A 26,067-nucleotide genomic window follows, 5' to 3' on the forward strand; every position below is an offset into this window, starting at 1 on the left:
CACCGAGTAGCGAGGTTTCCGCGTTGTCCTCTGCCGATCTGCGAGCGAAGACGGGAGCGAACGGCATCCGCCGGTTCGCCACCCGAGCGCTGCTCGCCGTCGGTGGTGCGATCGCGGGTACGGCCGTCGCCTGGGTGCTCTCCACGTCCTCGGCGCAGGCCGCTGAAGACGTGCAGCAGTTCGACGTCGTCACCAAGATCGTCTCTGTGGACGAGCAGCTGCCGGTCGTCGTCCCTGCTGCCACCGCAGTGCACAAGATCGACGAGACGTTGCGCGCCGAGCAGCAGAAAGCTCGTGCCGCGCTGCCGGAGGTGCAGGTTCAGCAGGCGGTCGACCAGATCGCCGCGCGGGTCCTGCCCCAGGTCACGAGGATCGGTCAGGACCAGGCTGCCGCCACCGAGCGGTCGATGGACGTGACCTTCCCCCAGACCCCGGCTCCCGCCTCCGAGACCGGACAGTCGCCGGTCGCGCAGGCTTCGCAGTACACCGGACCGTCCGGTGCCTCGTGGACGGACCTGTTGGGGCACAACGACTTCGTCGTGCCCTTCACGCAGCACCCGTCCCTGCCGACCAACCCTCTGCCGAAGCTGCCCGTCCCGGCCCCCGCGCCGGTGCAGTGCACTTCGTGCTCCGACGGTCCTGGTTCGGCCAAGGGCAGCACGATCGCTGCTCTGGCTGCGTCCGGCAACGCTCACGGCACCTCGGTGACGCGCGCACTCGCGCCGTCCACCGACGAGGTGACCGTGACGCCGGGCAAGCAGCCCGGTATCAACCCCGACTGATTTCAGCGCGCGGTCCGCGGCAGCCACCTCCCCGGCTGTCCGGAAGTCGACCGTCGCGCTTTTTTCCTGCGCTCCTTCCGGTCGATCACCGCGTGCGACTCCCCGGTGATGACGCGCCCTTCCCCCGGCGTGTCCGGCCCCACCCCCATGAACCCCCCTGATCGCAGGGGACTTTGGAAGGAGATCCAATGCAGACCTGGGCAAAGCGCGGAATCCAGTCCGCGTTTGTCACTGGTGGTTTGCTGATGCTCGGTACGGGCATCGCTTCTGCCCAGGAGAACGTCAACCCCGACGCAGCGCCGTCCCCTGTTGACGCGGGCGTTTCGGTTCCGGTGAAGGTGGACCAGAACAACCTGGGCACCCCCGTCAAGAGCCTGAACGTGCCCAAGATCGACCGCACGATCAGCACGGACCGTGTCACCAGCGCGGTGCCCGCTCGCTCGGCCGCTCCGGTCGCGCACCCCCTGATCAAGCAGGCCGCCGGTCGCCTCCAGGGCACCGCCGCGCAGGGCCTGTTCCGCGGCAACACGGTCCAGGCGCACGTCGACGTGCCGATCGACATCTGCGGCAACGCGATCGCGGCCCTCGGCAACTCCGAGGCGGCCGGCGACTGCACGCAGGAAACGCACCGCGACGGCACCATCGTCACGAACGGCGCGGGCCAGGCGCTCGCCGGCAACGTCGTCGCCGTCAACCACGTGCTGCCGATCCAGATCACCGGCAACGCCATCGCGGCAGGCGGCAACGCCACCACCAACACCACCGCCGAGCAGGTCTCGACGACCGGCGGCGACATCACCACCAACGGTGACAGGGGCGCTGTCTCCGGCAACGTCGCCGCCGAGCAGGGCGCGACGCCGATCCAGATCACCGGCAACGGCGTGGGCGGCCTCGGCATCGCCGACGCGAAGTCCACCGCCGACACGGTCGCCACCTCCGACGGCGCCGTCGTCACCAGCGGCAAGAACAGCTCGATCTCCGGCAACGCCGTGCCGATCCCGCTGGCCCCGCTGGCCGAGGTCAACGGCAACGCGGTCGCCGGTGCGGCCAACGCCGCCACCGAGTCGACGCAGACCGGCACCGCGAAGGCCGGCGGCATCACGCGCACCGACGGTGACCCCGCCACGCTCGCCGGCAACATCGTGGAGCCCGCGCTCGCCGGCCCGATCACGGTCGACGACAACTCCGCGGCCGGCGCCGGCAACTCGACCGCGGTCAGCGACACGATCAACAAGTCGACCGCCGGTGGCCAGACCAACACCAACGGCACGGGCTCCACGGGCTCCGGCAACATCGCCGACGCCCCGATCTCGCTGCCCACCGCCGCGGGTGGCAACGGCGCCGCGGTCATCGGCAACGCGCTGACCGACCACAAGAACGACGCCACGTCGACCGCCGGTGGCGCCGACTACACCGTCGGTGACAAGTCGGTCCTGTCCGGCAACATCGTCGACGCCCCGCCCGCCACCGCCGTGGACGTGTGCGGCAACGGTGCCGCCGGCGGCGGTCAGGCAGCCGGCACCTGCACCAACGACGTCAAGTCGACGACGGCGGGCTACCAGGGCAACACGGGCAACGACTCGGTGGGCTCCGGCAACATCGTGCAGGCCCCGTTCGCCGCTCCGGCCGAGGTCTACGGCCTGGCCGCCGCGGGCGCCGGCCAGGCGACCGGCACCGCGAACGAGACCAAGAACGTCCGTTCCAGCGGCCAGCCGAACGCGCAGGACGACAGGGGCACCGTCTCGAGCAACATCGTGACCGCCCCGACCGCCGCCGCGGCGCAGGTCTTCGGGTTCACCGCAGGTCTCGTGGGCAACACCACGACCGACTCGAAGAACGACACCTCGGTCATCGCGGGTGGCGCCCCGAAGGCCACCGGCAAGGAGGGCTCGGTCGCCGGCAACATCGTCCAGGCTCCGACCTCGACGCCGGCCCAGGTCTTCGGCGACGGCGTGACGCTCGTCGGCAACAACGACGTGGTCGCCGACAACGCCACCAAGATGAAGGCGGGCGGCGACGCTCTCACCACCGGTGAGAAGGGCTCCATCGCCGGCAACGTCATCTCGGCTCCGGTCTCGTCGGCCACGCAGGTCGCCGGCTGGGCCGTCGGTGGCGGCAGCAACGTCTACTCCGTCACCAAGAACGACATCAGCTCGGTCGCCGGTGGCGACGTCGACAGCAACGGCGACGGCGGTTCCGTCTCCGGCAACCTGATCGGTGCGCAGGCCGTGCCGTTCGTGCCGGTCCCGGGCAACTCGGTCTCCGCGGCGGGCATCACCGGCTCCGACACGACCACCGCCACCAACGTCGTGGCGGGTGGCAACAGCGCCTCCACCGCCAAGGACGCGTCGGTCTCGGGCAACCTGATCCACGTGCCCGCGAACGCCGTCGCCGGCGTCTACGCGGACGCGATCGCGGCCGCCGGCCAGGCGTCCACGGCCACGGACAAGGTCTCGCACGAGCAGGCCGGCGGCAACATGGAGACGGTCGGCAGCGGTCCGCTGACCGCTCGCGAGATGACCGTCCCGGTCGAGGCGGCTGCCAAGCTCGCGTACATCCCGATCGAGGTGCTCGGCCAGGCGACCACCGCGGGCACGGACAAGGACACCCAGCTCACCGGTGAGGAAGCCCCGAGCACGCTGCGCGCCACGCAGCTCAAGGGCATCCAGCTCCCCAAGGGCGTGGACAGCCTGATGAAGGCTGACGAGGTCCCGGCGTTCCACGGCATCGACAAGCTGCCGGTGAACACGCTGCCGAACCCGGCCGACCTGGCCGCGATGGCCGGCCAGCTGCCCACCCCGGCGCTGCCCGGTGTCGCCAAGGAGCGCACCGAGCTGCCGACCGGCCCCGGTGGCGTCGCGAACGTGAACCCGAACGTCCAGGGCCTGCCCCTGGGCCAGGTGCTGGACGCGGCCAAGGGCCTGCTCCCCGGTGCCGCGGCCGAGCGTTCGCTGCCGGGCATCCCGGCGCTGCCGCTGCTGCCCGCGCTCCCGACCGAGCGTTCGCTGCCCTCCCTGCCGCTGACCGCGCCGGCCCTGCCGGTTCCGGTGCAGCTGCCGGCCCTGCCGACCGAGCGCTCGCTGCCCGGTCTGCCGCTGGACGGCCCGGCCTCCATCTCGGGTCTCAACCTGAACCCGACCCAGGGCCTGGTTCCGCACACTGAGGAGCGCTCGCTGCCGCAGCTCCCGGTGAACGCCCCGGCGCTCGCCATGATCGACCCGGCCAACCTGTTCCAGACGGTGACCGGCTCGCTGTAACACCCCGCAGGTTGTAACACCCTCCTCCGGTAAGAAGCTGAGCCCCGGCGACACGACGGTGTCGCCGGGGCTCAGTGCTGTTCGGCGGTCGCGAGCACGTCGTCGGGCGCCGCGTCGCCGTCGCTCGTGACCCAGTGGATCTGCGGGCCGTCGCCGACCAACTGCCTGATCAGCGACGAGATCGGCGAGCCGTCACCGAAGTCGTGTTCGGCGAGCACCGCCAGCACCGTGTCGCGGTACCGGGCGACGGTGAAGTCCGGGCGCAGGTTCTGCCGCAGCACGCGAGCCGACTCCAGCAGCGAGTCCGGCGCCGTGACGAGCACCAGCGTGACGAGGGTGCCGCGAGTGCGGGCGCGGATCAGCGACTGCTCCAAGCGGTCGAGCAGCAGCGCGTGTCCGGGCAGGCCCGTGAGCGGGTCGTGCAGCACAAACCGTGTTTAGCCGAGCTCACGCCGGTTGACCAGCATTGCCGCGCCGAAGACCGTCAGCCAGGTGAACCCGATCGTGATCGTCACGCGCTGGAGCAGGCGATGGGCCAGCCCACGAACGTCGGGATGGCGAACAGGTCGTGCAGCAGACCGTGCCACGTGTACTCGGACACCGCGGGGCTACCGGGCGGATAGCCGTTGACCGGGTCGGTGGTGAAGACGCCGGACCCGATCAGGCCGATGCCGATGCCGCTGATCAGCAGCGTGCCCCAGAAGCCGGGGCGGGCACTCAGGGCGAACGCCACCACGAGCGCGCCGGTGACGAGGAACGTCAGCACGAAGAGCGGCCCCGCGAGCACACCGCAGAGCACCAGCCTGTTCATGACAAACGCGCGCGTACGGCGGCGGTGTCGACGCCGAGGTGGGTCAACAGGTCAGCGGCCGGGTCCGGCCGATCGTTGGCGAGCAGCGCCAGCACGAACTGCCCGGCCGTCGGGTGCACCGCCCTGGCCCGCGGCACCGGCTTGATCGCGCGCAGCAGCGTCGCCCTGGCGGCGGTGGTCAACGGCGGCCGCTTGGTCGCGGCGGGCACCGCGGCCGGCGAGAACTCCCCGGTGTTGATGCCGATGGCGGCGAGGACCTGCCGGTCGAGGCCGTCCAGCCCCGCGCGTGCGGCAGCGAGGTCGATCCCCAACGCCGCCACCGCTTCCGGCTCGTGCAGCACCCCCAGCAACAGGTGCTCGGTGGAGAGCCGACGGTCGCCACGGCGCTGGGCCTCCGCCTGGGCCGCCATGATCACGCGCGCTCTGACCGACTTCGCCGGGTGCTTCACGACGTCCCCCGGTACTTGGCGTGCACCGACTGACGGGACATGCCCAGCGCGTCGCCGATCTGCTCCCACGACCAGCCCTGCTCCCTGGCACGGGCCACCGAGGTCGCCTCGACCTGCTCGGCGAGGCGGCGCAACGCCCCGACGGCCCGCAGGCTGACGGCGGGGTCGACGGAGTTGATCTGACGCGTGAGCTCGTCCACATCTGTCAGGCCAGGCTGACAAATTGAGCTCGTCAACGTGTCCTGACGTCATCCAAGTGCGTAAACATCACCTTCATCGGCTTTGAAGATCTCTCCAGCGAACGACTCGCGGGCTGCGGCCACCGCGGCCGTGCGGTCGTTGCCCGGCCAGAAGTGGGTCAGCATCAGCCGTCGCGCCCCGGCTTCGCGCGCCCACGAACCGGCAGCTCTCGCCGTCATCAGCAGGCCGGAGGTGTCGCCGGGCCGGTCGGTGGCCTCGACGATGAACAGGTCCGCATCCCGGCCCAGCTCCCTCAACGCCGGCGACGGCCCCGTGTCTCCGGTGTAGGCGAGCACTCGTCTCCCCTCCAGGCGGATGCCCGCGTTCGGGACGAAGTGCGGCAGGTCGATCCCGGACAACCGAAACGGACCGACGGTCCACTCGCCCGGCAACGCGAACACGTCGAACACCTCGTGCAGCGACACGTCGGGTTCGAGCCCCTGCACCCGGTCGAGCACGCCCGGCGGGCAGTACAACGGCAGCCGCCCGTGCCGCCCGTAGTGCCGCACGCGGAACAACCCGTGCAGGTCAGCGCAGTGGTCGGGGTGCTCGTGGGTGATCACCACGGCGTCCGGCCCCGTCGGCCACAGATCCAGCAGACGCGGCAAGGTTCCGTAACCGAGGTCCAGGACGAGACGGAAGCCCGACTCCTCGACGGCGAACCCGTTGCACGCCCTGCCCGGCTCCGGAAAGGCACCGCAGCTGCCGAGAACCGTCAGCCGCACGGCTTGCTCAACACGATCCCGCGCGGCCCGAAACCGGACGCGGAGTAGAAGCCGACGGCGTCGTCGTTCGCGGCGAAGATGGTGGCGAACGTGATCGCGACATCGTGATCAGCGGCCATCCGCTCCGCCGCCGTCACCAGCGCTCGACCGACACCGCGGCCGCGATACCCGTCCAGCACCACGGTGTGGACGTCGGCGGCCCGCCGCGGCACCAGGATCTGGTGGTCGGGCGGGTCGGGCAGGAGCACGACCTCCGCCATGCCGATCACCTCGCCTTCCACCTCGGCGACCGAGATCAGCGCGGAACCGACGACGTGCTCGAAGTGGCGGCGCACGGCGTCCGCTGAGGGGAGGCGGAAGAGCTCCGGCGCCAGTTGGACGTGCCGTTCGGCGTTGGCGAGGCGCAGCCGGACGAGGGCGGGAACGTCGCGGCGTTCGGCCCGGCGGATGGAGGGGCTCATTCCAGCATGATCCACCCGGCTGGCGCGCCGGAAACCGGGAGGATGCAGACATGACACTGCCTGCCCTGCCCGAGGAGTCCTTTCACCGGGTGCTCTGCGTCGTCGCGCACCCCGACGACATGGAGTACGGCACTTCCGCGGCGGTTGCCCGCTGGACCGCGCGCGGCATCGAGGTCGGCTACCTGCTGCTCACCCGAGGCGAAGCCGGCATGCCGAACCCTCCCGAGGAGACGGCACGGCTGCGCCTGGCCGAGCAGCAGGCCGCCTGCGCCGCCGTCGGCGTCAGTCACCTGACCGTCCTCGACCATCCGGACGGCATGCTCGTCTACGGCCTCGACCTGCGCCGGGACATCTGCCGGGAGATCCGGCGGTTCAAGCCCGACGTCGTCCTCGGCTGCAACTACGCGATCGACACACCGCACGGCTTCGAGCAGGCCGACCACCGCGCGGTCGGACTCGCGACGCTCGACGCCGTGCGCGACGCCGGCAACCGGTGGATCTTCCCGGAGCAGATCGACGACGAAGGCCTGGAACCGCACTCCGCGCGCTGGTACCTCGTCCCCGGCATGGGCGGTGCGACCCACGGCGTGGACGTCACGGGTGAGTCGCTGCGCCGCGGCGTCATTTCACTGGAGGCGCACGCCGCCTACCTGGCCGCCATTCCCGGTCATCCCACCCCTGCCGACTTCATCCCGGTGCTCGCCGCGATGGGCGGCAAGGCCATGGGTGTCGAGCACGCCGTGCTCTTCCAGGCCCGTGACCTGCACGCGCCGCCCGACCTGACGCTCGACTAGGCCTGGGCGAGGTCGGTGAAGCGGCTGTAGTGCAGCTGGTGCGCCACGGTGATGGTGGCGGTCGGGCCGGCACGGTGCTTGGCGATGATCAGGTCGGCCTCACCGGCGCGCGGGTCGTCGCGTTCCCAGGCGTCCGGGCGGTTGATCAGGATGACCATGTCGGCGTCCTGTTCGAGCGAGCCGGACTCGCGGAGGTCGGAGAGCATCGGGCGCTTGTCGGTGCGTTGTTCGGGACCGCGGTTCAGCTGGGAGATCGCGATGACCGGGACGTGGAGCTCCTTGGCGATCAGCTTGAGCGAGCGGGAGAACTCCGAGACTTCCTGCTGGCGGGACTCCGACTTCTTGCCGGAGCTCATCAGCTGGAGGTAGTCGACGACCATCAGCTTGAGGTCGTGCCGCTGCTTGAGGCGACGGGCCTTGGCGCGGATCTCCATCATCGTCAGGTTGGGGCTGTCGTCGACGAACAGCGGCGCCTCGCTGATCTCGCTCATCCGGCGGGCCAGGCGGGTCCAGTCGTCGTCGCTCATCTTGCCGCCTCGCATGTCGCCGAGGCGGATGCGGGCCTCGGCGGAGAGCATGCGCATGACGATCTCGGTGCGGCTCATCTCCAGACTGAAGATGGCGCTGGTCAGGCCGTGCTTCACCGAGCACGAGCGGGCGAAGTCGAGGCCCAGCGTCGAGTTGTGGGTCGGGATCATCGTCTCGCCCGCGAGGTACAGGTGGTCGTGGTTGTCGACCTCCACGCAGCGGACGGGCACCGACGCGACCGGGCGCACCGCCACGATCTCCACCTGGTCGTGCCCGCCCAGGCTGGCGACCAGCTCGTCGACGTCCCGGCGCAGGCGCGCGAACCGGCCGTCCACCTGCAGTGACGCCAGCAGTTCCGCGCGCTGCCTGCGGGACGCCCGCAGGTACGCGGCCGGGATGTGCGGGTCGTCGGCCAGGTCGAGGTCCTTGGCCACGCGCAGTTCGTCGTCGGTCAGTTCGAGGTCGCCCAGGCCGGACAGGAACAGGCCCAGTGCGCGCGGCGACAGCGGCAGCGCGGCGGTGGGCAGCTCCCAGGCCGCCGACATGCGCACGAACACGCGGCACACGCCGACGCGCTGGAACAGCTGCGCCGTCGTGCGGATCGCCCAGAAACCACCGGTCTCGCTGCACGACTCGGTCAGCCACTGGTGCTCCGCGTCGGCCACGATCACCGTGCCGTCGGAGAACTCCACCTCGAAGCACGGGCGGCCCGTCATCACCTCGGTCGCGGCGACCACGCGGGTCGGGCGGCCGTCCGCGCCGATCAGGTACGAGCCGACGGCGACCTCCCCCATCGTGGTCCAGCCCGACGGGGTGGGCAGCGGGGTGTCGAGCGCGAGCGCCTTGCCGACACCGGGACGCGCGGCGACGATGATCATCTGGCCGCCGTGCAGGCCGTTCGTCAGCTCGTCGAGGTCGGCGAAGCCCGTCGGGATGCCCTGCGAGATGCCGCCGCGGGACGCGATCGCGTCGATCTCGTCCATCGTCGGCTGGAGCAGGTCCTCCAGCGCCACGTAGTCCTCGGTCGTGCGGCGGTCGGTGACCTCGTAGATCGCCGCCTGCGCGCGGTCGACCACCTCGTCGACGTCCGCACCCTCGGCGCCGTTGTACCCGAGCTGCACGATGCGCGTGCCCGCCTCGACCAGCCGCCGCAGCACCGCCTTCTCGGCGACGATCTCGGCGTAGTAGCCGGCGTTCGCGGCCGTCGGCACCGTCGCGATCAACGTGTGCAGGTACGGCGCGCCACCCACGCGCAGCAGCTCGCCGCGCCGCTCCAGCTCGGCGGAGACGGTGATCGGGTCGGCGGGTTCGCCGCGGCCGTACAGGTCGAGGATGCAGTCGTAGATCGCCTGGTGCGCGGGCCGGTAGAAGTCGTTCGGCGCGAGCGCCTCGATGACGTCCGCGATGGCGTCCTTGGACAGCAGCATGCCGCCCAGCACCGACTGCTCAGCGGCGAGGTCCTGCGGCGGCTGACGCTCGAATCCGGGCTCCGCCATACCCCGGTCGTCCACCAGCGCCACTGCCAAATCACCCCTGCGAAGAGTCGAGAGCCGGTGCCCATGTCCGTCCGGACCTTTCGGTACAGGCCCTAGTTGTACCGCGCGGCACCGACAATTTCGGGCGGCCACGCTGCGCGATGGTCGCCGCCCGAGTCGCGACGCTAGAGGGACCCGTCCGGAGCAAGCAAACCAGCGTGTGGATCGCCCTGTGGACAACTGGGGGACAACCTGTGGATGGTTGCTCACAGGGGCGAAGGCACTGGGGACAACCTGTTGACAACCGGTGGAGTGACAGAAGTAACTGCAGCTCAGAGGCTGTGAACAAGTTGTGGAAAAAGTTGTGCGCCACAGTCTCGGCGTGTCGCGGAAAACACCGTCTTCGGCGTGTCGCAACCCTGCCGTGCGCGCAGGTTATCCACAGGACGTGGACAGAACGGCACTGGTCCGAACGAGCGAAAGCGCCACCCACCCGGAGCATTCCGGGTGGGCGGCGCTTCAGCAAACCGAAACCACCAGACGAGCTTCGCCGCACGTTCGCTCGGAACGCGGGGGCCCTGCGTTTCCTTCAGGGAAACGCGGGGCCCCCGCGTGCCTCAGGCATCAGCGGCAGGTGGCCGTCTGCGGGTGGGCCTATTCGGCCGAGGTCACCACGAGCGGGAGAGCGACGGTGACCTCCGGGTGGAGGCGAACCGTGACCGAGTGCTTGCCGGTGGTCTTGATGTGACCCGGCAGCTCGATGGCGCGCTTGTCCAGGACGAGGCCGCCCGTGGACTTCTTGACGGCCGCCGCCACGTCGGCGGTGGTGATCGAGCCGAACAGCTTGTTCGAGCCGGCCGCGGCCTTCGCGGTCAGCGTCACGCCGCCCAGGCCCTCGAGCTTGGCCTTGAGCTCCTTGGCGTGGTCCAGGTCGCGCACGCGGCGGGTGTCCTGCGCGCGCTGGATGACCTGGATCTGCTTCTGCGCACCGCGGGTCGCGACGATCGCGAGACCGCGCGGGAGCAGGTAGTTGCGGCCGTAACCGTCCTTGACCTCGACGATGTCGCCGGGCGCGCCAAGGCCGGAAACGTCAGCGGTGAGGATGAGCTTCATCGCGAATGTTCCCTTCTCTTAGCGAGCGGTCGAGGTGTAGGGCAGCAGGGCCATCTCACGGGCGTTCTTCACGGCAACAGCGACGTCGCGCTGGTGCTGCGAGCAGTTGCCGGTGACGCGGCGGGCACGGATCTTGCCGCGGTCGGAGATGAACTTCCGAAGCAGCGTCGTGTCCTTGTAGTCGATCAGGTTCGCGCTCTTGTCCTTGCAGAAGGCGCAGACCTTCTTCTTGGGCTTGCGCACAGGCGGCTTGGCCATGTGTCTCTAACTCCTGGAATACGCAGTGATCAAGTTCTGGATGACCGGTGCAGCGGTCTAGAAGGGGGGCTCGTCGGCGAAGCCACCCGAGCCGGCCGGCGGGGCGGAACCCCACGGGTCGTCAGCAGGTGCGCCACCGCCACGAGACTGCGAGGGACCGCCGCCGAAGCCGCCGCCACCGCCGCCGTCTCCACGGCTGACCTTGTTGACCTTCGCGGTCGCGTAGCGCAGCGAGGGGCCGATCTCGTCGACCTCCAGCTCCACGACGGTGCGCTTCTCGCCTTCCTTCGTCTCGAAGGAACGCTGGCGCAGCCGCCCGGTGACGAGCACTCGCGAACCGCGGGTGAGCGACTCGGCCACGTTCTCGGCGACCTGCCGCCACACGTTGCACCGCAGGAACAGCGCTTCGCCGTCCTTCCACTCGCCGGACTGGCGGTCGAAGGTGCGGGGCGTGGAAGCGACCGTGAAGGACGCCACCGCGGCACCGCTCTGGGTGAAGCGGAGTTCCGGGTCGGCGGTCAGGTTCCCGACCACCGTGATCGTCGTCTCACCAGCCATGTCTTGGGAGCTCCCCTAATCGAGGTTCGTCAGGCCTTGGTGGCCGACTTGGCGGGCTCGCGGCGCAGGACCTTCGTCCGGAGCACCGTCTCCTGCAGACCGAGCTGGCGGTCCAGTTCCTTCACCGCGTCGGGAGTCGAGGTCAGGTCGAGCACCGCGTAGATACCCTCGGTGTTCTTGTTGATCTCAAAGCTCAGCCGGCGCTTGCCCCACACCTCGACCTTCTCAACGTTGCCGCCCGTGGTGCGGATGACGTTGAGGAACGTGTCGAGAGACGGCGCGATCGTGCGCTCGTCAAGGCTGGGGTCGAGGATGACCATCACTTCGTAATGACGCATGAGGACCACTCACCTCCTGTGGACTCGCGGCCACGGGCTTTCCGTGGCAGGAGGGTCGTCGCGTCAGCAACTGAAGAAGGTTAACAGAGCGCGTCCGGTGACTACGCAGGGGTGCGGCGGAGCACCCAGGTCCGCACCAGCGCGCCCGTCACCAGGGCCAGCATCAGCACCGCGAGCAGCACCGGGAGGCCGACGCCGCCGGGACCGCCGAGCCTGGGCAGCGCCGTCGCGCGACCGGCCGCCAGCACCTGGTCGGTGTCGACGCCGGTTCCGTTGGAGGCACGGGGAACCTGCGAGCCGTAGCGCACGCCGGGCGACGGCGAGTAGAGGCCGGGCATCGCGAACGGCAGCGAGCCGTAGCTGAACAGCGGCACGCGGCCGAAGTTCGACCCGAGGGCGTAGAGGGAGAAGTCGCGGTTGCTCGGGGTGCCCTGCGGCGTCCCCGGTGTGCCCGGACTCACACCCGGCTGCTGGCCGGGAGACGTGCCGGGCTGCTGCGGCTGGGGCTGCTGACCGGGCGCCTGCGGCTGACCCGGCAGCTGCGGCGTGAGCTTCTGCGAGGTGTCCGCGATCGCCTTGCTGCCGTCCTGGATCGGCGCCGCGACCTGGTTCACGCCCGTCACGACGACTCCGCAGCCGCTGGTCAGCGTCGAGCGCACGGACGTGTCGAGCGTGCCGATGACCGGCCCCAGCAACGGCAGCTTCTGCAGCTCGGCGACCACGGCGTTCGCGATCGTGGCACCGCTGATCGTGGTCGTGCCGGCCTGCACCACACCGATCGGAATCGGTTTGCCCTGCGAGAACAGCGGCTTGAACTGGTCGGCGATCGGCGGCCCGAGCAGCGGGATCGCCCGGATCAGGTCCGTGATGGGCTGGGTGACGGCGGCGGGGCTCAGCGAGACCGGGGTTCCAGGCGCGCCCTGCACGGAGGTGGCGCAACTGCCCACGACGACGGGATCGGCCGCCGTGGCCGGCACAGCACCCACGGAGGCGGAGGCCAGCGCCAGAAGCGTCGCGGCGGTGACGCTGAGCAGTCGCATGTGAACCCCTTTCCTACTCTCAAGTAACGACCGTAGGTCCTGGTCGTGACGCAGGCCATCCCCAGTTTTTGCAATTACTCCTATCGGCGGCGGCTGCGATGGCGTTATGGACTCCGACTACCCTCCTTGTTCATGCGCATCGGGGCCCATGTACGCGACGACGACCCGGTCGGCGCCGCGGCCGAACGCGGGGCCGAGGTCGTCCAGTTCTTCCTGTCCGATCCACAGGGCTGGAAGAAGCCGAAGCCGCACCCCCAGACGGAGGCCCTGCTCGCCTCCGACCTCGAGGTGTTCGTCCACGCCCCGTACATGATCAACATCGCGTCGCTGAACAACAAGATCCGCATTCCGAGCCGGAAGAACGTGATCCAGCACGCGGAGGCCGCCGCGACCGTGGGCGCGAAGGGCCTGATCGTGCACGGCGGCCACGTCACCAAGGGCGAGGACCCGGCGGAGGGCTTCGCGAACTGGCGCAAGTTCTTCGAGCGCCAGGTCGCCGAGGGCGGCTTCGCGGTCCCGGTCCTGATCGAGAACACCGCGGGCGGCGACAACGCCATGGCCCGCACCTTCGACTCCCTCAAGCTGCTCTGGGACGCGGTCGGCGAGTTCGGCGCGGGTTTCTGCCTCGACACCTGCCACGCGTTCGCCGCCGGCGAGGACCTCGTCGGCATCGTCGACCGGGTGAAAGCGATCACCGGCCGCATCGACCTCGTGCACCTCAACAGCTCGCGCGACGAGTTCGGTTCCTCGCGCGACCGGCACGACAACATCAGCACTGGCACCATCGACGCCGACCAGCTCGCGGCCGTGGCCGCGAGCGCCGGATGCCCCGTCGTGGTCGAGACACCCGACGAGGGCCAGGCCGCCGACATCGCGTTCCTACGCGACCGCGCCGGCCGGTGAAGACCGTGCACGAGGTGGTGAGCGTGACGCCCGAGCGAGGTGGCTCCGGACGTTTCGCGACCCGCTTCGGCAAGCCCGCCGCCGCCGTGCTGGTGCTGCTGTGCGGGCTCACGCTGCTGCTGGGCTTCATCAACAAGGACCGCTGCACCGGTCCGCAGTTCGACCAGTGGGGCCGCACGCAGCCCAACTACGACGAGCGCAACAAAGAAGAGGTCTGCTACTCCGACATCCAGCACCTCTGGATCGGGCGCGACATCGACCGGCACGTCTTCCCGTACGTCGACGGCGGCATCAACGACAAGGGCGTCCTCGTCGGCGGCTCCGTCGAGTACCCGGTGCTCACCGGCGTGATCATCTGGGCGGGTGCGATCTTCGCGCACAACGACGCGGAGTACCTGCTCTACTCGTCGCTGCTGATGGCGCCGTTCGGCCTGCTCACGGGCTGGTTGCTGGGCAGGCTCGCCCGCTGGCGCGCCCTGCTCTGGGCGATCGGCCCACCGCTGGTCCTGTACGCGTTCCACAACTGGGACCTGCCGGTCGTGCTGTGCTCGGCGGCCGCGGTCTACGTGGTGCACCGCTGGAACCGGCCGCTGGTCGAACGGGCGACGGTCGCGTCGGTCCTGCTCGGCCTCGGGTTCGCGTTCAAGGTCTACCCGGCGATCTTCGTGCTGCCGCTGATGCTCTTCGTCGGCACCGGTGGCTGGCGCGGCCAGGAGCTGCCGGAGGGCAAGAAGGCCGACGTCGCCGGCGCGATCAAGGTGGGGCTCGCCTCGATCATCACGGTCGTGCTGGTCAACCTGCCGTTCGCGTTCGCCGGCTACGACGGCTGGATGGCGTCGTTCGAGTTCCAGCAGCTGCGCCGGGTCGACATCACCACGAACTCGATCTGGTACTGGGGCCTGCGGCCGTTCATGGGCGACGACGCGATGCAGTCGCTGGTCAGCGTCATCTCGCCGATCACGATCCTGGTCTCGTTCGCGATCGCCGCCGGCTACGGCTGGCTGCGGTTCCGCCGCGAGGGCACCTACCCGTGGATCGCGGTGTCCGGGGCGATGCTGTGCGGCTTCATGCTGCTGCACAAGGTCCACTCACCGCAGTACACGCTGTGGCTGGTGCCGTTCCTCGTGCTGCTGCGCGTGCGGCTGATGTGGGCGTTCGCGTACTTCGTGGTGGACCTGGCGATGGGCATCGGGATCTTCCGCTGGTTCTGGGCGATCGAGTTCGGCAAGCCGGCCGGCATCTACGACAGCTTCTCCGCGCAGGCCGTCATGATCGGCGTGTGGGGCCGGGCGGCGCTGCTCGTCGCGCTGTTCGTGGCGTTCCTGCTGGCCCGTGACGTGACCGAGGACGACCGCGAGGACCTGAAGTTCATCCGCGGGGCTGTAGCAGCGAAGGCCTGACCAGCCGCACACTGCACCCGTGAGGGTGATCATCGTGCTGGCGTTGCTGCTGGCCTGTGGCGCCTCCGGCGTGCCCGCGCGGTCGGAGGTGATCCGCTGGCTGCCCGTGTGGCAGGCCGTGCCGACGCTCTCCGCCTCCGTGCCGGACCAGAGCGTCCGCACGACGGTCGACCTCACCGCGAGCGGCACATCTGTTCGTGTGCGGCTGTCGAACCTGATGGGCACCAAACCGGTCCGCGTCGAGCAGGTCACCGTGACCGCGAACGGCGAGTCGCGGCAGCTGACGTTCGGACGCACCCGCAGCGTCACGATCAGGCCGCGCGACGAGGTCTACAGCGACGCCGTGCAGCTGAAGGTGACGAGCACGCTGGAGATCAGCACGTACGCACCGGCCGGTACACCGTGTCAGGCGCGCGCACATCGCACGATCACGTCGGCACGGTCCTATGTCTGCCTCGTCTCGGCGGTCGAGGTCGCGGGCTTCACGGCACCGGGCGCGGTGGTGATGTTCGGCGACTCGATCACCGAGGGCTCCTCGGAGGGCACCTGGCCTTCCCTCGTCCAGACCGGCTACGCCGTGCTCAACGCGGGCATCAACGGCAACGGCGTGCTGAGCGGTGACGCCCCGATGATCACCCGTGTCCACCGCGACGTCCTGTACAGCGACGAGGTGCGCAAGGTCGTGCTGCTCGGCGGCATCAACGACATCCAGCACGACGTCAGCGCGGAGAACGTCATCGCCGGCATCCGCACGGTTCTCCTGCGCTGCCGCAACGAGGGCGTGCAGGTGCTCGTCGGCACGCTCACGCCGTGGCGCGGCTGGGTCAACTGGACGGAGGCACGCGAGCAGCAGCGGCAGAAGACCAACGCCTGGATCCGCGCCACCTTCCCGGACGCGATCGACTTCGAGGCCGCCGTGCGCGACCCGGCCGACCCGCTCAGACTGCGTCCGGAGTTCGACTCCGGTGATCACCTGCATCCGAACGGGGCCGCATTCGGTGCAATGGCTCGCCTCGTGCGGGTCTGACGAGCTGCCGGTCCGGCGCGTCGGCCAGCACGCCCGCCAACGGGTCCTGGTCGCCCGAGACGCGCACGAGGTCGCGCTCCGGGTGGTAGATCTCCTTGATGATGAGCACGCACAGCCCGATGACGGCGGCGTCGCGCAGGAGCACCGCGCCGAGGAACCAGTCGATCGGCAGCCCCTTGTTCTCCGTGCCGAGGTAGAAGTACATCCGCGGCACCCACACCAGCGCGTCGATCGTCATCCACGCCAGCAGCAGCTTCCAGCGCGGCAGTGCGAGCACCGCCAGCGGCACCAGCCACAGCGAGTACTGCGGGCTCCACACCTTGTTCGTCAGCAGGAACGCCGCCACCACGAGGAACCCGAGCTGCGCGAGCCGCGGCCTGGTCGGCGCGGACAGCGTCACGTACGCGATGCCGGCGCAGCACACGAGGAACAGCACCGAGCTCACCGTGTTGAGCACCGTCGGAGCCTGCCCCTGCTGCAGACCGGGGTCGAAGCCATGCCACCCCGTCCACTGCACGAGCACGTTGTAGAGCGTGTCCGGGTCGGCGTTGCGCTCGGTGTTGAGGCGGAAGAACTCCTTCCACCCGATGTGCGACGCCGGGTTCAACGCGATCGGGGCGTTGACGAGCGCCCACGCCCCGATGGCCGACGCGGTGGTGGTGAGCCCCGCCTTCAACCGGTCAGAACGCCAGCACAGCAGAAGCAGCGGCCCGAGCAGGAACAACGGGTAGAGCTTCGCCGCGCCACCCAGCCCCAGCAGCACACCGGCGAGCGCGGGCTTCTTCCGCGCCCACGCCAGCAGACCGGCCGTGGCGAACGCGGTCGCGATCGTGTCGAAGTTCGTGAACGCGTGCACGATCACCAGCGGCGACACCGCGACGATCGCCGCGTCCCACATCCGCCTGCGCGCGATCCGCGCCACCGAGAACACGGTGATGAGCCACGCCACGGCCAGCCAGAACGCCGTGACGTCGAAGAACACGATCACCGTCATCGGCAGCCCGGGAACGAGCGCCACGAGCCCCTGCGCCACCCGCGCGTTGAGCCACATGAACAAACCGGTGATGACCGGGTACTCCATGTACCGGACGTGCTCGGTCGGCTTGCCCTCGTCGTCCTTCCACGACGTGATGTACGGGAAGGAACCGCGCTGGTCGAGCCGTTCCGCGGTGTAGAGCGGCACGGTGTCGGAGTAGCAGAGCGCGGTGAACTGCCTGCTGCCCCGCCAGTCCAGCTGCACCTGGCCCTTGTCGTCGACGTACTGCTGGATGCACGGCGACTTCTGCACCCAGCCCGCCAGCAACGTCAGCACGGCGAGCAGCAGGATCACCCGCAGCGCCGTCCAGAACCAGTGCCTGCCGACCTGCGCGTGCTCACCGAGCGGACCGCCGAACGGTCTGCTCAGGGTGCGGGCGAGCGACTCGGTCCAGGTGGGGGCGACCCGCTCGGAGTGCGTGAGCGAGTCGGTGTCCTCGGCGGGAAGCTCGGCAGGGCTGCTGGGCACGTGGCGGATGTTACGGCCAAGACCGTTTCGGCGTGGTCAACATCCCCGGCCAAAGCAAAGGGCCCGGCGCTTGCGCACCGGGCCCTCAGCGGATCAGCCACCTCCTGGGCTGCCACCCTTCGTCGGTGGCTTGGCCGTTCCTGTCGGCGGTTCAGGATCGCGCGACGGCGGGCAGGTGAGGTTCGGGATGCACGGATCCGTCGTCTTCGTCGGCTCGGTCGGCGGCGGAGTGTTGGACGACGCCGGTGGGTTGGACGCGGAGCTCGGCGGCGCGCTGGACGGCTGGGTCGACGGCTTCGGCGGGTTGAAGTTGCCGAGCGGCTTGGGCTTCGCGAACTTCTCCAGCTGAGTGCCCTGGAGGGCGCCGTCCATGAACCTCTTCCAGATCTGGCCGGGGAGACCAGAACCGAAGATCGCCTTGTTCTCCTTGTTCTTGATCGCCACGTTGCCCTGGTCCTTGCCCATCCAGACCGCGGCGGAGAGCGAAGGCGTGTAGCCGACCATCCACGCCTTCGAGTTCTGGTCGATGCTGCCGGCGAGCTCGTGGGTACCGGTCTTGCCGGCCGACTCGCGGTTGTTCGCGAGCGCGATCCTCGAGTAGCCCGGGATGTCCTTGAGCGTCTCGGTGACGTTGTCCGCGATGTCGCGGCTCTTCTCCTCCACGGGGTCGAACGCGGGCACGGCCTTGTCCGCGTGCTGGTAGAGGATGTCTCCGCTGGGACCCTGGACCTTGACGATGAAGAACGGCTGGCGGTACATGCCGCGCGCGGCGAACGTCGCGTAGGCCGAAGCCATGTCGAACGGTCGCACCTGGGCGCTGTCCGCGCCGATGGCGATACCGGCGTTGGGCGGGTTGCCGCCTTCACCGACCAGCAGGTCCTGGGTCTTGCCGTTGACCGTGACCGACTTCGGGATGCCGGCCTCGTGCGCGGCCTGCGCGACGGCCTTGGTACCGGTGCCCTCGTTGCCCGCCACCATTTCGTAGAACACGGTGTTGAGCGATTCCTTCATCGCCTGCTTGATGGGGCACTGCTTGCCGCAGGTCGTGGTGCCGGCGTTGCGGATCGGCACGTTGGCGATCGTGCGCGGGGTGCTGTCGTACGTGTCGCCGATGCCCTTGCCCATCTTCAGAGCGGCGACCAGGTCGAACGGCTTGAACGACGAGCCGGCCTCCTGAATCGTGCCCTTGGCGTAGTCGATGCCCTTCAGACCGTCCTTGCCCGGGTAGTAGGCCCGGACCGCACCGGACTGCGGGTCGATCGCACTGAGCGACGTTCGCAGTTCCGGGTCCTGGCCCTCCATCACCGAGTTCACCGCGTCGGTCGCGGCCTGCTGCATCTTCGGGTCGATGGTCGTCTGGATGGTGACGCCGACCTTCTGCGCCCTCTCCATCGTGATGCCGACCATGTCGCTGTCGATCTCGTTCTGGACCTGTTGGCTGACCCGGGCGAGCGGCCCCTCGAGGCCGGCGGGCTGGGTCTCCTCGAACGGCCTCGGCTTCGGGAACTGCTGCGCGTCGACGTAGGACTGGTCGACCCAGTGCTTCTGGACCATCTGGCCCATCACGAACTTCCAGCGCTTGGTCGCGTACTCGGTGTCCTCGGACCACGACGGCGTCTGGATCATGCCGGCGATGAGCGCGGCCTCCGACGGCGTCAGGTCCTTCATTTCCTTCTTGTAGTAGACCTGCGCGGCGGCCTTGAAGCCGTTGGCGCCGCGGCCGAAGTACACCGTGTTGAGGTACGCGGTCAGGATCGTGTTGTGGTCCGACTCGTTGCTCATCTTGAAGGCCTTGACGACCTCGGTGAACTTGCGGGTCAGCGTCGGCGCCTCGTTGCCGGTCGCCTTCTTGATGTACTGCTGCGTCAGACCGGAACCACCACTGGAGCCGCCGCTCACCTGGATCCAGACGGCGCGCAGGATCGCCTTGGCGTCGAAGCCGGGGTTGTCGTAGAAGTCCGCGTCCTCGGCCGCGAGCACCGCGTGCTTGACGTTGTCCGGGATCTCCTCGTACGTCAGCATCGTGCGGTTCTGGCCGGGCGAGGTGATCTTGCCCATCTCGGACCCGTCCGAGTAGAGCAGCGTGATCGTCTTGTCCTGGGCGTCCGCGACCTCGTTGGGCTTCGGCCACTCGACCAGCGGATACGCGACCGCGACCGCGATCACCGGGCCGAGGATCATCAGACCGAGTGCGACGAACGCACCGATGCGGACGCGCTTCCAGATCTTCTTCTTGCGCAGGCGGCGCTCCTCCTCTTCGGTGAGCTCCGGCTCGTCGTCGTAGTACTCGTCGTCCTCGTCGTCGACGCCGCCCGCGAGCAGGAACTCGTCCTCGGGCTCGCGGTGGGTCAGGAGGTCGGGCTCGCGCTGCGGCGGCCGGTTGACCGGCGGCAGCTGCGTGGTCCGATCCTCACCGGGGTTGCGCGGGGGCATGCCGGGCCGGCCGGGACCGTTCGGGCCTCCGGGCCGGCGACCGCCGGGAGGCGGCGCGACCGGCATGCCACCGGGCGGTGTCGGGGGACGCCCACCGGGCCCGCCAGGGCCACCCTGAGGGCCACCGGGGCCCTGCGGGCGCCCTGGACCGCCCTGGGGGCCTCCCGGCGCGCCTGCGGCACCCTGCGGCCCTGGTCCGTTCGGGCGGCGTGGGGGCTGCTGCTGTGGGAAACCACCGGGTGGCGTGCCACCCTGGGGAGGGCGCGCGAAACCGCCGGGCGGGGTGCCCGGTCGCGGCTGATTAGGGACATCACGTCTCGTGCCGCCGCCGTCCGGGTCGTCCCCGGTCGGCCATTGCGGCTCGCCTCCGCGCTGCCGGTCATCATGCTGGTCGTTCACGTGAAAAGGCCTCCCAGACCGGCGTGCATCAGCACGCGGTTCGGTGGTCGTACTTCGTTCGGAGCAGTGTCACCTGTTGGTCATTCCGCCGCAGTTCTCCTGCGTGGCTTTTCCAGCCCACGCTTCCCCAGGACGTATGACTGCACCAGGTGGTTCCAACTGCACGTGCGACAAACTTCAACGACGTACACGGTGAACTCGTCGAAGAGGGTTGCCATCTTCACGAGCTCTTCAGGTGTCCGCGCCGAGCCGGTCGCGTGCTTGAGCTCGTCACCGTAGACCCACGAGACGTTCGTGAGCGGTTCCTTCCGGCACACCGGGCATGGCACTTCCGTCGCCGTCCCGTGGAACTTCGCAGCTCGCAGCAGGTACGGGGACGCGTCGCAGACCTCCATGGTGCCCGTGCGGCCAGAGTAGACCTCCGCCAGCAGCGCACGCCGCTGCAGCGAGTAGTCCACGACCTGCCGTTGGGTCAACACGTGACCAGAGTACGTGCCGCCCGCTTTGGCGATGATGGGCCGTTCAGGGCAGCGGAGTCCGAAGCGGTATCACGGTGTGCCACATCCCACAGTGAAGAGAGGCCATCGATGTATCGCAGCGATATAATCACCTCACCTATCGGTGCAGGTGCGAGGAGGTGACTCGTGTTCGAGTTCGCGCTGCTCGGCCTGCTGCACGAGGCGCCCATGCACGGCTACGAGCTGCGCAAGCGCTTGCACGACCTGCTCGGAGCGTTTCGCGCGTTCTCCTACGGATCGCTGTACCCAACATTGCGGCGACTCCAACGTGCGGGCCTGATCGTGGAGGAGGGGCCGGAGGAGTCGGCTCTTTCTTGGGGACGTCGGGCGCGCAAGGTCTACAAGCTGACTCCGGAGGGCAAGGAGAGATTTGCCGAGCTCCTCGCCAACGCGGGTCCGCAGACCTGGGACGACGACTCGTTCGGAGTCCACCTGGCGTTCTTCTCCCGCACGCCCGCCGACGTCAGGATGCGCATCCTGGAAGGCAGGCGGCGGTGTGTCGAGGAACGCAGGGAGGGCCTCCGCGAGCGGCTCACGCGCACGGGTGAGCAGATCGACCGCTACACCCGCGAGCTGCACAGGCAGGGACTGGAAAGCACGGAGCGCGAGGTGCGGTGGCTCAACGAGCTCATCGCGCACGAGCAGCACGAACAGTCCGAGCAGGACGAGTAGTACTCATCTTTGATCAAGGAGGACTCGGCAATGGGCGGAAATCGCCGCACCGTTCGAGTGGCCATCGTCGGGGTTGGCAACTGCGCGGCGTCGCTGGTGCAGGGCGTCCACTACTACCGGGACGCTGACCCGAGCACCCGCGTGCCCGGCCTGATGCACGTGCAGTTCGGTGACTACCACGTGCGCGATGTCGAGTTCGTGGCTGCGTTCGACGTCGACGCGAAGAAGGTCGGCGTCGACCTGGCCGAGGCGATCGTGGCCAGCGAGAACAACACGATCAAGATCGCTGACGTGCCGCCGCTGGGCGTGGTCGTGCAGCGCGGGCACACCCTCGACGGTCTCGGCCGCTTCTACCGCGAGACGATCGAGGAGTCCGACTTCGAGCCGGTGGACGTCGTGCAGGCGCTGCGTGACGCCGAGGTCGACGTGCTCGTCTCGTACCTGCCGGTGGGTTCGGAAGAGGCCGACCGCTTCTACGCCCAGTGCGCCATCGACGCCGGCGTGGCGTTCGTCAACGCCCTGCCGGTCTTCATCGCGTCGGACCCGGAGTGGGCGGAGAAGTTCCGCGCGGCCGGCGTGCCGATCGTCGGTGACGACATCAAGTCCCAGGTCGGCGCCACCATCACGCACCGCGTGCTGGCGAAGCTGTTCGAGGACCGCGGCGTCCAGCTCGACCGCACCATGCAGCTGAACGTGGGCGGCAACATGGACTTCCTGAACATGAAGGAACTGGAGCGCCTGGAGTCCAAGAAGGTCTCCAAGACCCAGTCCGTGACGTCCCAGCTGAGCCGCGACATCGGCAAGGACAACGTCCACATCGGCCCGTCGGACTACGTGGCGTGGCTCGACGACCGCAAGTGGGCCTACGTCCGGCTGGAGGGCCGCGCGTTCGGCGACGTTCCGCTGAACCTCGAGTACAAGCTGGAGGTCTGGGACTCCCCCAACTCCGCGGGCATCATCATCGACGCGGTCCGCGCGGCGAAGATCGCCCTCGACCGGGGCATCGGCGGCCCGATCCTCTCGGCGTCGTCGTACTTCATGAAGTCCCCGCCCGTGCAGTACTCGGACCCCGAGGCCCACGCGGCCGTCGAGGCGTTCATCCGCGGCGAGTGAGCTCGTGGGCCGCCCTCTCCGGTCGAGGGCGGCCCACGCTTTCACCGCTTCGAAAGTCGCAGCTTCTGCCAGCTGCCGTCCGCGGTCCACCCGCCGTCGACGGGCAACGCCACGCCGTTGATGTACCGGGCGTTGTCGCTCGCGAGGAACCTGACGGCCTGCGCGATGTCGTCCGGCACCGCGAACCGGCCGGTGGGCACGTGGTTCGTGATGTCCTCGTCGACGTAGTACCCACCGGCCTGCGACTCGACGTCCATCTCGGTCTTGACCCAGCCGGGGCACACGGCGTTGACCCGGATCCCCCTGCCGCCCCACTCGACGGCGAGCGTGCGGGTCAACCCGATCAGCCCGTGCTTGGTCGTGTTGTACGCGGCCCGGTCCGCCACCCCCCGCAGCCCGGCGACGGACGCGATGTTGACGACGCAGCCCTGCCGCTGGGCGAGCATGATCCCGCCCAGCGCCTGCGTGAGCAGAAACGGCCCGGTCAGGTTGACCGCCATGATCCGCTCCCACTGTTCGAGACTCGTGTCCTCGAACGGCACGATGCCCGCGATCCCGGCGTTGTTGACCAGCACGTCGACCCGGCCGTGCGTGCTGGTGACGTGATCGGCCAGACGCCGCACGTCCGCGGCGCTGGTGACGTTGCCGACGATCCCGTCCTTGCTCTCCTGCAGGTCGAACCCGACGACGGCGAACCCGTCCTCGCGCAGCACGTCCGCGATGCGCAGCCCCATGCCCTGCGCCGCGCCGGTGACCACAGCAACTCGTTGCGTCATGGGCGTCACGCTAAGGACGTACCGCCGTTCAGCGACAGCCACGTTCGTGTGTTTGGAGTCTCAGCACCAGACCTGCTTCCGCTAGGTTCGCGCCGTGCGCACGCTGCTCGTCGCCATCCCCGGCCTGGTCCTCGCCGGTATCGGCCTGACCCACCCGCACCACCTGGACGCCTCGACCGCCCCGTGGTGGCAGAACATGCACATCATCCTGGCGGCGATCTTCCCGCTCCTCGGTGCCGCGCAATGGGTTCTGCTCGACGACAGCCCGAAGTACGTCCGCTACCCGGCCCGCGTCGCCACGTTCGGCTTCGTCGTCTACTACGGCGCACTCGACGCGTTGGCCGGTATCGGCGGCGGCGCGATGACCATCGCGAACAACGGTCGCAGCGACGCCGACGCGCCGATTTTCAAGATCGGCAACCAGCTCGGCACCTTCGGCGCGTGGTGCTTCTTCGCGGCCAGCATCGCGATCGCGGTGTGTGCGCTGCTCAAGTGGAAGCTCAAGGCGATCCCAGGTGCGGTCTTCCTGCTCGTGGGCAGCTACCTGTTCCTCGACAGCCACATCTACTGGCCGAAGGGTGTCATCGCCTGCACCTGCATCGCGCTCGGCATGGCCGCGACCAGCTACGTCAGCGCGCCCGGCAGGTCCGAGACCGACGACAGCACGCGCACCTGAGCCAGCACCTCCGGGTCGGGCGGGAAGTGCGGGTTCGGCACGGCCAGCACGGTCATGCCCGCGGCCAGGGCGGCGCGCAGCCCGTTCGTCGAGTCCTCGACGGCGAAACAGGAAGCGGCAGCGACCCCGAGCCGTGACGCGGCCAGCAGGTAGACGTCCGGCGAGGGCTTGCCGGCGGCGCATTCCTCGGACGACACCGCGACGGGCACGGGCAGTCCGGTCACGTCCAGGAACACCTTGATCAGCACGGCCGGCGCGGACGACGCGATCGCCACCGGGAACCGCGAAGCCACCGCGCGCACCGCCTCGACCGCGCCCGGGATCACCGGCAGGTGCGCGGCGTACGCCTGCTCCATCGCCGCGATCACGCCCGCGGAGGCCTCCGCGGGCGACAGCTGAACGCCCACCTCGGACACCAGGTACTCGCCCCACTCCGGCGTCGACATGCCCTGCATGGCGCGAGTCGCCTCCGGGGTCCAGACGCCGCCGTGCGACGAGGCGAAGTCCTGGCGCACCTCGTCCCACACCTGCTCGGAGTCGATCAGCACGCCGTCGAGGTCGAAGATCACCGCTTCCACGCCTGCACCGTACCCTGTGGCGGAGGATACTTCGCCATGCTAAACAAAATCTGTTAGGGTGGCTAAGTGAATTTCAAAGCTCAGCCCAAGCAGGTGTGGATCACGGCGTTCGCCGCGGTCATCGCCTTCATGGGGATCGGGCTCGTGGACCCGATCCTGTTGTCCATCGCGGAGGGTCTGCACGCAACACCCGCGCAGGTCACCCTCCTGTTCTCCTCCTACCTCGGCGTTCAGGTCGTGGCGATGCTCTTCACGGGTGCCGCGACGGCGCGGTTCGGGGCCAAGCGCACGCTCGTCGGAGGGCTCGCGCTGATCGTCATCGCCACGCTGGCGTGCTCGGCGGCAGGGAGCATCGGCCAGCTCGTGGGACTGCGGGCCGTCTGGGGGCTCGGCAACGCCTTCTTCATCGCCACCGCGCTCAGCGTCATCGTCGGCGCGGCCAGCGGCGGGCAGAAGGGCGCGATCCTGCTCTACGAGGCCGCGCTCGGTCTCGGTCTGAGCGTGGGACCGCTGCTCGGGGCACTGCTCGGCAGCGTCTCGTGGCGCGGGCCGTTCCTCGGCACCGCGATCCTGATGGCCGTCGCGCTGATCCTTTGCGCAGTCTTCCTGGCCAAGGACTCGCACCGCGAACGTCCCCGGATCGGCCTGCTCGACCCGCTCAGGGCGTTGAAGCACCCGGTTCTGCTGCGGACGTCCATCGGTGCCGCGCTCTACACGGCCGCGTTCTTCACCGTTCTCGCCTGGTCGCCGTTCGTGCTTCGGTGGGGTGCCGTCGAGATCGGACTGATCTTCTTCGGCTGGGGCGTCTGCGTCGCGGTCTCCAGCGTCTTCCTCGCGCCGCGGCTCGCGGACCGCGTCGGTGAGAAGCGCGCGATCATCGGATCGGTGCTGGCGTTCGCGCTGCTCATGCTGGTGATGGCGGTGCCGAGCAAGCCGTTGCTGGTGGTCGCCGTGATCGTGAGCGGCCTGGTCAGCGGTCTGTTGAACACGCTGTTCACCGACGCCGCGATGAGTGTCAGCGACGCGCCGCGGCCGGTCGCGAGCGCCGGTTACAACTTCCTGCGGTGGCTCGGTGGTGCGCTGGCGGCGACGTTCGTGAGCCACCTCGCGCAACCGTTCGTCGTGGCGGCGGTCTTCTGCGCGGTCGCGGCCGTGCTGCTGACGTTCAACCGCACCGACACGCATCTGGTGCCGGAAGATGCGGTACTGGCAGGTGAACAATTGGTTGTTTAGCGGCAA

General features: G+C 69.2%; 27 protein-coding genes. 10 read left to right on the forward strand and 17 right to left on the reverse strand.

Annotation, left to right across the window (positions count from 1 at the left end; genetic code table 11):
* The first annotated feature begins 23 nt into the window (after nucleotides 1-23).
* Together ABZV40_RS29330 and ABZV40_RS29335 are read left to right on the forward strand one after the other, a co-directional pair.
* Nucleotides 24-782 (forward strand): hypothetical protein, encoded by a 759-nt coding sequence (locus ABZV40_RS29330; protein ID WP_355448417.1) that lies wholly within the window; start codon nucleotides 24-26, stop codon nucleotides 780-782.
* Between the two features lie 188 nt (nucleotides 783-970).
* Nucleotides 971-4,039: a chaplin family protein gene (locus ABZV40_RS29335; RefSeq protein WP_355448419.1), complete on the forward strand. Its 3,069-nt coding sequence runs from the start codon at nucleotides 971-973 to the stop codon at nucleotides 4,037-4,039.
* Nucleotides 4,040-4,110: 71 nt separating this feature from the next.
* Here ABZV40_RS29335 and ABZV40_RS29340 read toward each other — a convergent pair whose 3' ends face one another.
* The 6 genes from ABZV40_RS29340 to ABZV40_RS29365 all read right to left on the reverse strand — a co-directional run bounded on the left by ABZV40_RS29340 (nucleotide 4,111) and on the right by ABZV40_RS29365 (nucleotide 6,725).
* Nucleotides 4,111-4,467 (reverse strand): hypothetical protein, encoded by a 357-nt coding sequence (locus ABZV40_RS29340; RefSeq protein ID WP_355448422.1) that lies wholly within the window; start codon nucleotides 4,465-4,467, stop codon nucleotides 4,111-4,113.
* Between the two features lie 83 nt (nucleotides 4,468-4,550).
* Nucleotides 4,551-4,850, reverse strand: a complete 300-nt coding sequence (locus tag ABZV40_RS29345; RefSeq protein ID WP_355448425.1) for a DUF998 domain-containing protein — start codon at nucleotides 4,848-4,850, stop codon at nucleotides 4,551-4,553.
* Entirely contained in the window at nucleotides 4,847-5,299 is a 453-nt protein-coding gene (locus tag ABZV40_RS29350) for a Clp protease N-terminal domain-containing protein (protein WP_355448428.1), read from the reverse strand. The genes ABZV40_RS29345 and ABZV40_RS29350 overlap by 4 nt, the downstream gene beginning before the upstream one ends.
* The gene (locus ABZV40_RS29355) at nucleotides 5,296-5,499 is read right to left on the reverse strand and encodes a helix-turn-helix domain-containing protein (RefSeq protein WP_355448431.1); all 204 of its coding nucleotides are present in this window, start codon (nucleotides 5,497-5,499) and stop codon (nucleotides 5,296-5,298) included. The genes ABZV40_RS29350 and ABZV40_RS29355 overlap by 4 nt, the downstream gene beginning before the upstream one ends.
* A 48-nt stretch (nucleotides 5,500-5,547) precedes the next feature.
* On the reverse strand, nucleotides 5,548-6,264 hold the full coding sequence (locus ABZV40_RS29360) for an MBL fold metallo-hydrolase (RefSeq protein ID WP_355448434.1): 717 nt from the start codon (nucleotides 6,262-6,264) through the stop codon (nucleotides 5,548-5,550).
* A complete protein-coding gene (locus ABZV40_RS29365) occupies nucleotides 6,255-6,725 on the reverse strand; it encodes a GNAT family N-acetyltransferase (protein ID WP_355448437.1) in 471 nt (156 codons plus the stop codon). Before ABZV40_RS29365 ends, ABZV40_RS29360 begins: the two co-directional genes overlap by 10 nt.
* A 50-nt stretch (nucleotides 6,726-6,775) precedes the next feature.
* On the opposite strand from ABZV40_RS29365, the gene ABZV40_RS29370 reads away from it, so the two are divergent.
* Nucleotides 6,776-7,519: a PIG-L deacetylase family protein gene (locus ABZV40_RS29370; protein WP_355448440.1), complete on the forward strand. Its 744-nt coding sequence runs from the start codon at nucleotides 6,776-6,778 to the stop codon at nucleotides 7,517-7,519.
* On the opposite strand, the gene dnaB is transcribed toward ABZV40_RS29370, so the two are convergent.
* From dnaB to ABZV40_RS29400, 6 genes are all read right to left on the reverse strand, one after another.
* A complete protein-coding gene (gene dnaB, locus ABZV40_RS29375) occupies nucleotides 7,516-9,543 on the reverse strand; it encodes a replicative DNA helicase (RefSeq protein WP_355448549.1) in 2,028 nt (675 codons plus the stop codon). The two genes, ABZV40_RS29370 and dnaB, sit on opposite strands and share 4 nt — an antisense overlap.
* 633 nt (nucleotides 9,544-10,176) lie before the next feature.
* Entirely contained in the window at nucleotides 10,177-10,635 is a 459-nt protein-coding gene (rplI, locus tag ABZV40_RS29380) for a 50S ribosomal protein L9 (RefSeq protein ID WP_112276253.1), read from the reverse strand.
* 18 nt (nucleotides 10,636-10,653) lie between these two features.
* Nucleotides 10,654-10,893 carry a 30S ribosomal protein S18 gene (gene rpsR, locus ABZV40_RS29385; RefSeq protein ID WP_030465683.1) on the reverse strand — a complete coding sequence of 80 codons (240 nt, stop codon included), beginning with the start codon at nucleotides 10,891-10,893 and terminating at the stop codon, nucleotides 10,654-10,656.
* A gap of 57 nt (nucleotides 10,894-10,950) precedes the next feature.
* A complete protein-coding gene (locus ABZV40_RS29390; RefSeq protein ID WP_204761238.1) occupies nucleotides 10,951-11,451 on the reverse strand; it encodes a single-stranded DNA-binding protein in 501 nt (166 codons plus the stop codon).
* Between the two features lie 29 nt (nucleotides 11,452-11,480).
* A complete protein-coding gene (rpsF, locus tag ABZV40_RS29395) occupies nucleotides 11,481-11,789 on the reverse strand; it encodes a 30S ribosomal protein S6 (protein ID WP_355448445.1) in 309 nt (102 codons plus the stop codon).
* A 101-nt stretch (nucleotides 11,790-11,890) separates the two neighbouring features.
* The gene (locus ABZV40_RS29400) at nucleotides 11,891-12,829 is read right to left on the reverse strand and encodes a hypothetical protein (protein WP_355448448.1); all 939 of its coding nucleotides are present in this window, start codon (nucleotides 12,827-12,829) and stop codon (nucleotides 11,891-11,893) included.
* A gap of 132 nt (nucleotides 12,830-12,961) precedes the next feature.
* On the opposite strand from ABZV40_RS29400, the gene ABZV40_RS29405 reads away from it, so the two are divergent.
* From ABZV40_RS29405 to ABZV40_RS29415, 3 genes are read left to right on the forward strand one after another with little or no spacing between them, the layout of a single operon-like run.
* On the forward strand, nucleotides 12,962-13,732 hold the full coding sequence (locus ABZV40_RS29405; RefSeq protein WP_355448451.1) for a deoxyribonuclease IV: 771 nt from the start codon (nucleotides 12,962-12,964) through the stop codon (nucleotides 13,730-13,732).
* A 23-nt stretch (nucleotides 13,733-13,755) separates the two neighbouring features.
* Entirely contained in the window at nucleotides 13,756-15,132 is a 1,377-nt protein-coding gene (locus ABZV40_RS29410) for a hypothetical protein (protein ID WP_355448454.1), read from the forward strand.
* Between the two features lie 19 nt (nucleotides 15,133-15,151).
* The gene (locus tag ABZV40_RS29415) at nucleotides 15,152-16,159 is read left to right on the forward strand and encodes a GDSL-type esterase/lipase family protein (protein WP_355448457.1); all 1,008 of its coding nucleotides are present in this window, start codon (nucleotides 15,152-15,154) and stop codon (nucleotides 16,157-16,159) included.
* Here the strand turns inward: ABZV40_RS29415 and ABZV40_RS29420 are convergent.
* The 3 genes from ABZV40_RS29420 to ABZV40_RS29430 form a co-directional block, all read right to left on the reverse strand.
* A complete protein-coding gene (locus tag ABZV40_RS29420) occupies nucleotides 16,071-17,663 on the reverse strand; it encodes a glycosyltransferase 87 family protein (protein WP_355448460.1) in 1,593 nt (530 codons plus the stop codon). The two genes, ABZV40_RS29415 and ABZV40_RS29420, sit on opposite strands and share 89 nt — an antisense overlap.
* Nucleotides 17,664-17,756: 93 nt before the next feature.
* Nucleotides 17,757-20,162 (reverse strand): transglycosylase domain-containing protein, encoded by a 2,406-nt coding sequence (locus tag ABZV40_RS29425; protein WP_355448463.1) that lies wholly within the window; start codon nucleotides 20,160-20,162, stop codon nucleotides 17,757-17,759.
* 413 nt (nucleotides 20,163-20,575) lie between these two features.
* Nucleotides 20,576-20,974 carry a DUF5318 domain-containing protein gene (locus ABZV40_RS29430; protein WP_157985376.1) on the reverse strand — a complete coding sequence of 133 codons (399 nt, stop codon included), beginning with the start codon at nucleotides 20,972-20,974 and terminating at the stop codon, nucleotides 20,576-20,578.
* Nucleotides 20,975-21,139: 165 nt separating this feature from the next.
* On the opposite strand from ABZV40_RS29430, the gene ABZV40_RS29435 reads away from it, so the two are divergent.
* A complete protein-coding gene (locus ABZV40_RS29435; protein ID WP_355448466.1) occupies nucleotides 21,140-21,685 on the forward strand; it encodes a PadR family transcriptional regulator in 546 nt (181 codons plus the stop codon).
* A gap of 30 nt (nucleotides 21,686-21,715) precedes the next feature.
* Entirely contained in the window at nucleotides 21,716-22,798 is a 1,083-nt protein-coding gene (locus ABZV40_RS29440) for an inositol-3-phosphate synthase (RefSeq protein WP_355448469.1), read from the forward strand.
* Nucleotides 22,799-22,839: 41 nt separating this feature from the next.
* Here ABZV40_RS29440 and ABZV40_RS29445 read toward each other — a convergent pair whose 3' ends face one another.
* Nucleotides 22,840-23,574: an SDR family oxidoreductase gene (locus ABZV40_RS29445; RefSeq protein ID WP_355448472.1), complete on the reverse strand. Its 735-nt coding sequence runs from the start codon at nucleotides 23,572-23,574 to the stop codon at nucleotides 22,840-22,842.
* A gap of 94 nt (nucleotides 23,575-23,668) precedes the next feature.
* Between ABZV40_RS29445 and ABZV40_RS29450 the strand changes: the two genes are divergently transcribed.
* Entirely contained in the window at nucleotides 23,669-24,250 is a 582-nt protein-coding gene (locus ABZV40_RS29450; RefSeq protein ID WP_355448474.1) for a hypothetical protein, read from the forward strand.
* On the opposite strand, the gene ABZV40_RS29455 is transcribed toward ABZV40_RS29450, so the two are convergent.
* Complete coding sequence (locus ABZV40_RS29455; RefSeq protein WP_355448477.1) at nucleotides 24,199-24,828, reverse strand: HAD family phosphatase; 630 nt, start codon at nucleotides 24,826-24,828, stop codon at nucleotides 24,199-24,201. The two genes, ABZV40_RS29450 and ABZV40_RS29455, sit on opposite strands and share 52 nt — an antisense overlap.
* A gap of 66 nt (nucleotides 24,829-24,894) precedes the next feature.
* Between ABZV40_RS29455 and ABZV40_RS29460 the strand changes: the two genes are divergently transcribed.
* Nucleotides 24,895-26,061 (forward strand): MFS transporter, encoded by a 1,167-nt coding sequence (locus ABZV40_RS29460; RefSeq protein WP_355448480.1) that lies wholly within the window; start codon nucleotides 24,895-24,897, stop codon nucleotides 26,059-26,061.
* Nucleotides 26,062-26,067 lie beyond the last annotated feature (6 nt).

The organism is Lentzea sp. NPDC004782 (genome assembly GCF_040609115.1).
In the GTDB taxonomy this organism is placed as follows: domain Bacteria; phylum Actinomycetota; class Actinomycetes; order Mycobacteriales; family Pseudonocardiaceae; genus Lentzea.

Bases quoted from the DNA above. Each gene is read 5' to 3' on its own strand.
- ABZV40_RS29345 (WP_355448425.1), bottom strand. From the start codon at position 4,850: ATGAACAGGCTGGTGCTCTGCGGTGTGCTCGCGGGGCCGCTCTTCGTG.
- ABZV40_RS29445 (WP_355448472.1), bottom strand. From the start codon at position 23,574: ATGACGCAACGAGTTGCTGTGGTCACCGGCGCGGCGCAGGGCATGGGG.
- dnaB (WP_355448549.1), bottom strand. From the start codon at position 9,543: ATGGCGGAGCCCGGATTCGAGCGTCAGCCGCCGCAGGACCTCGCCGCT.
- ABZV40_RS29405 (WP_355448451.1), top strand. From the start codon at position 12,962: ATGCGCATCGGGGCCCATGTACGCGACGACGACCCGGTCGGCGCCGCG.
- ABZV40_RS29390 (WP_204761238.1), bottom strand. From the start codon at position 11,451: ATGGCTGGTGAGACGACGATCACGGTGGTCGGGAACCTGACCGCCGAC.
- rpsR (WP_030465683.1), bottom strand. From the start codon at position 10,893: ATGGCCAAGCCGCCTGTGCGCAAGCCCAAGAAGAAGGTCTGCGCCTTC.
- ABZV40_RS29370 (WP_355448440.1), top strand. From the start codon at position 6,776: ATGACACTGCCTGCCCTGCCCGAGGAGTCCTTTCACCGGGTGCTCTGC.
- ABZV40_RS29440 (WP_355448469.1), top strand. From the start codon at position 21,716: ATGGGCGGAAATCGCCGCACCGTTCGAGTGGCCATCGTCGGGGTTGGC.
- ABZV40_RS29335 (WP_355448419.1), top strand. From the start codon at position 971: ATGCAGACCTGGGCAAAGCGCGGAATCCAGTCCGCGTTTGTCACTGGT.
- ABZV40_RS29425 (WP_355448463.1), bottom strand. From the start codon at position 20,162: ATGCCGGTCGCGCCGCCTCCCGGCGGTCGCCGGCCCGGAGGCCCGAAC.
- rplI (WP_112276253.1), bottom strand. From the start codon at position 10,635: ATGAAGCTCATCCTCACCGCTGACGTTTCCGGCCTTGGCGCGCCCGGC.
- rpsF (WP_355448445.1), bottom strand. From the start codon at position 11,789: ATGCGTCATTACGAAGTGATGGTCATCCTCGACCCCAGCCTTGACGAG.
- ABZV40_RS29365 (WP_355448437.1), bottom strand. From the start codon at position 6,725: ATGAGCCCCTCCATCCGCCGGGCCGAACGCCGCGACGTTCCCGCCCTC.
- ABZV40_RS29400 (WP_355448448.1), bottom strand. From the start codon at position 12,829: ATGCGACTGCTCAGCGTCACCGCCGCGACGCTTCTGGCGCTGGCCTCC.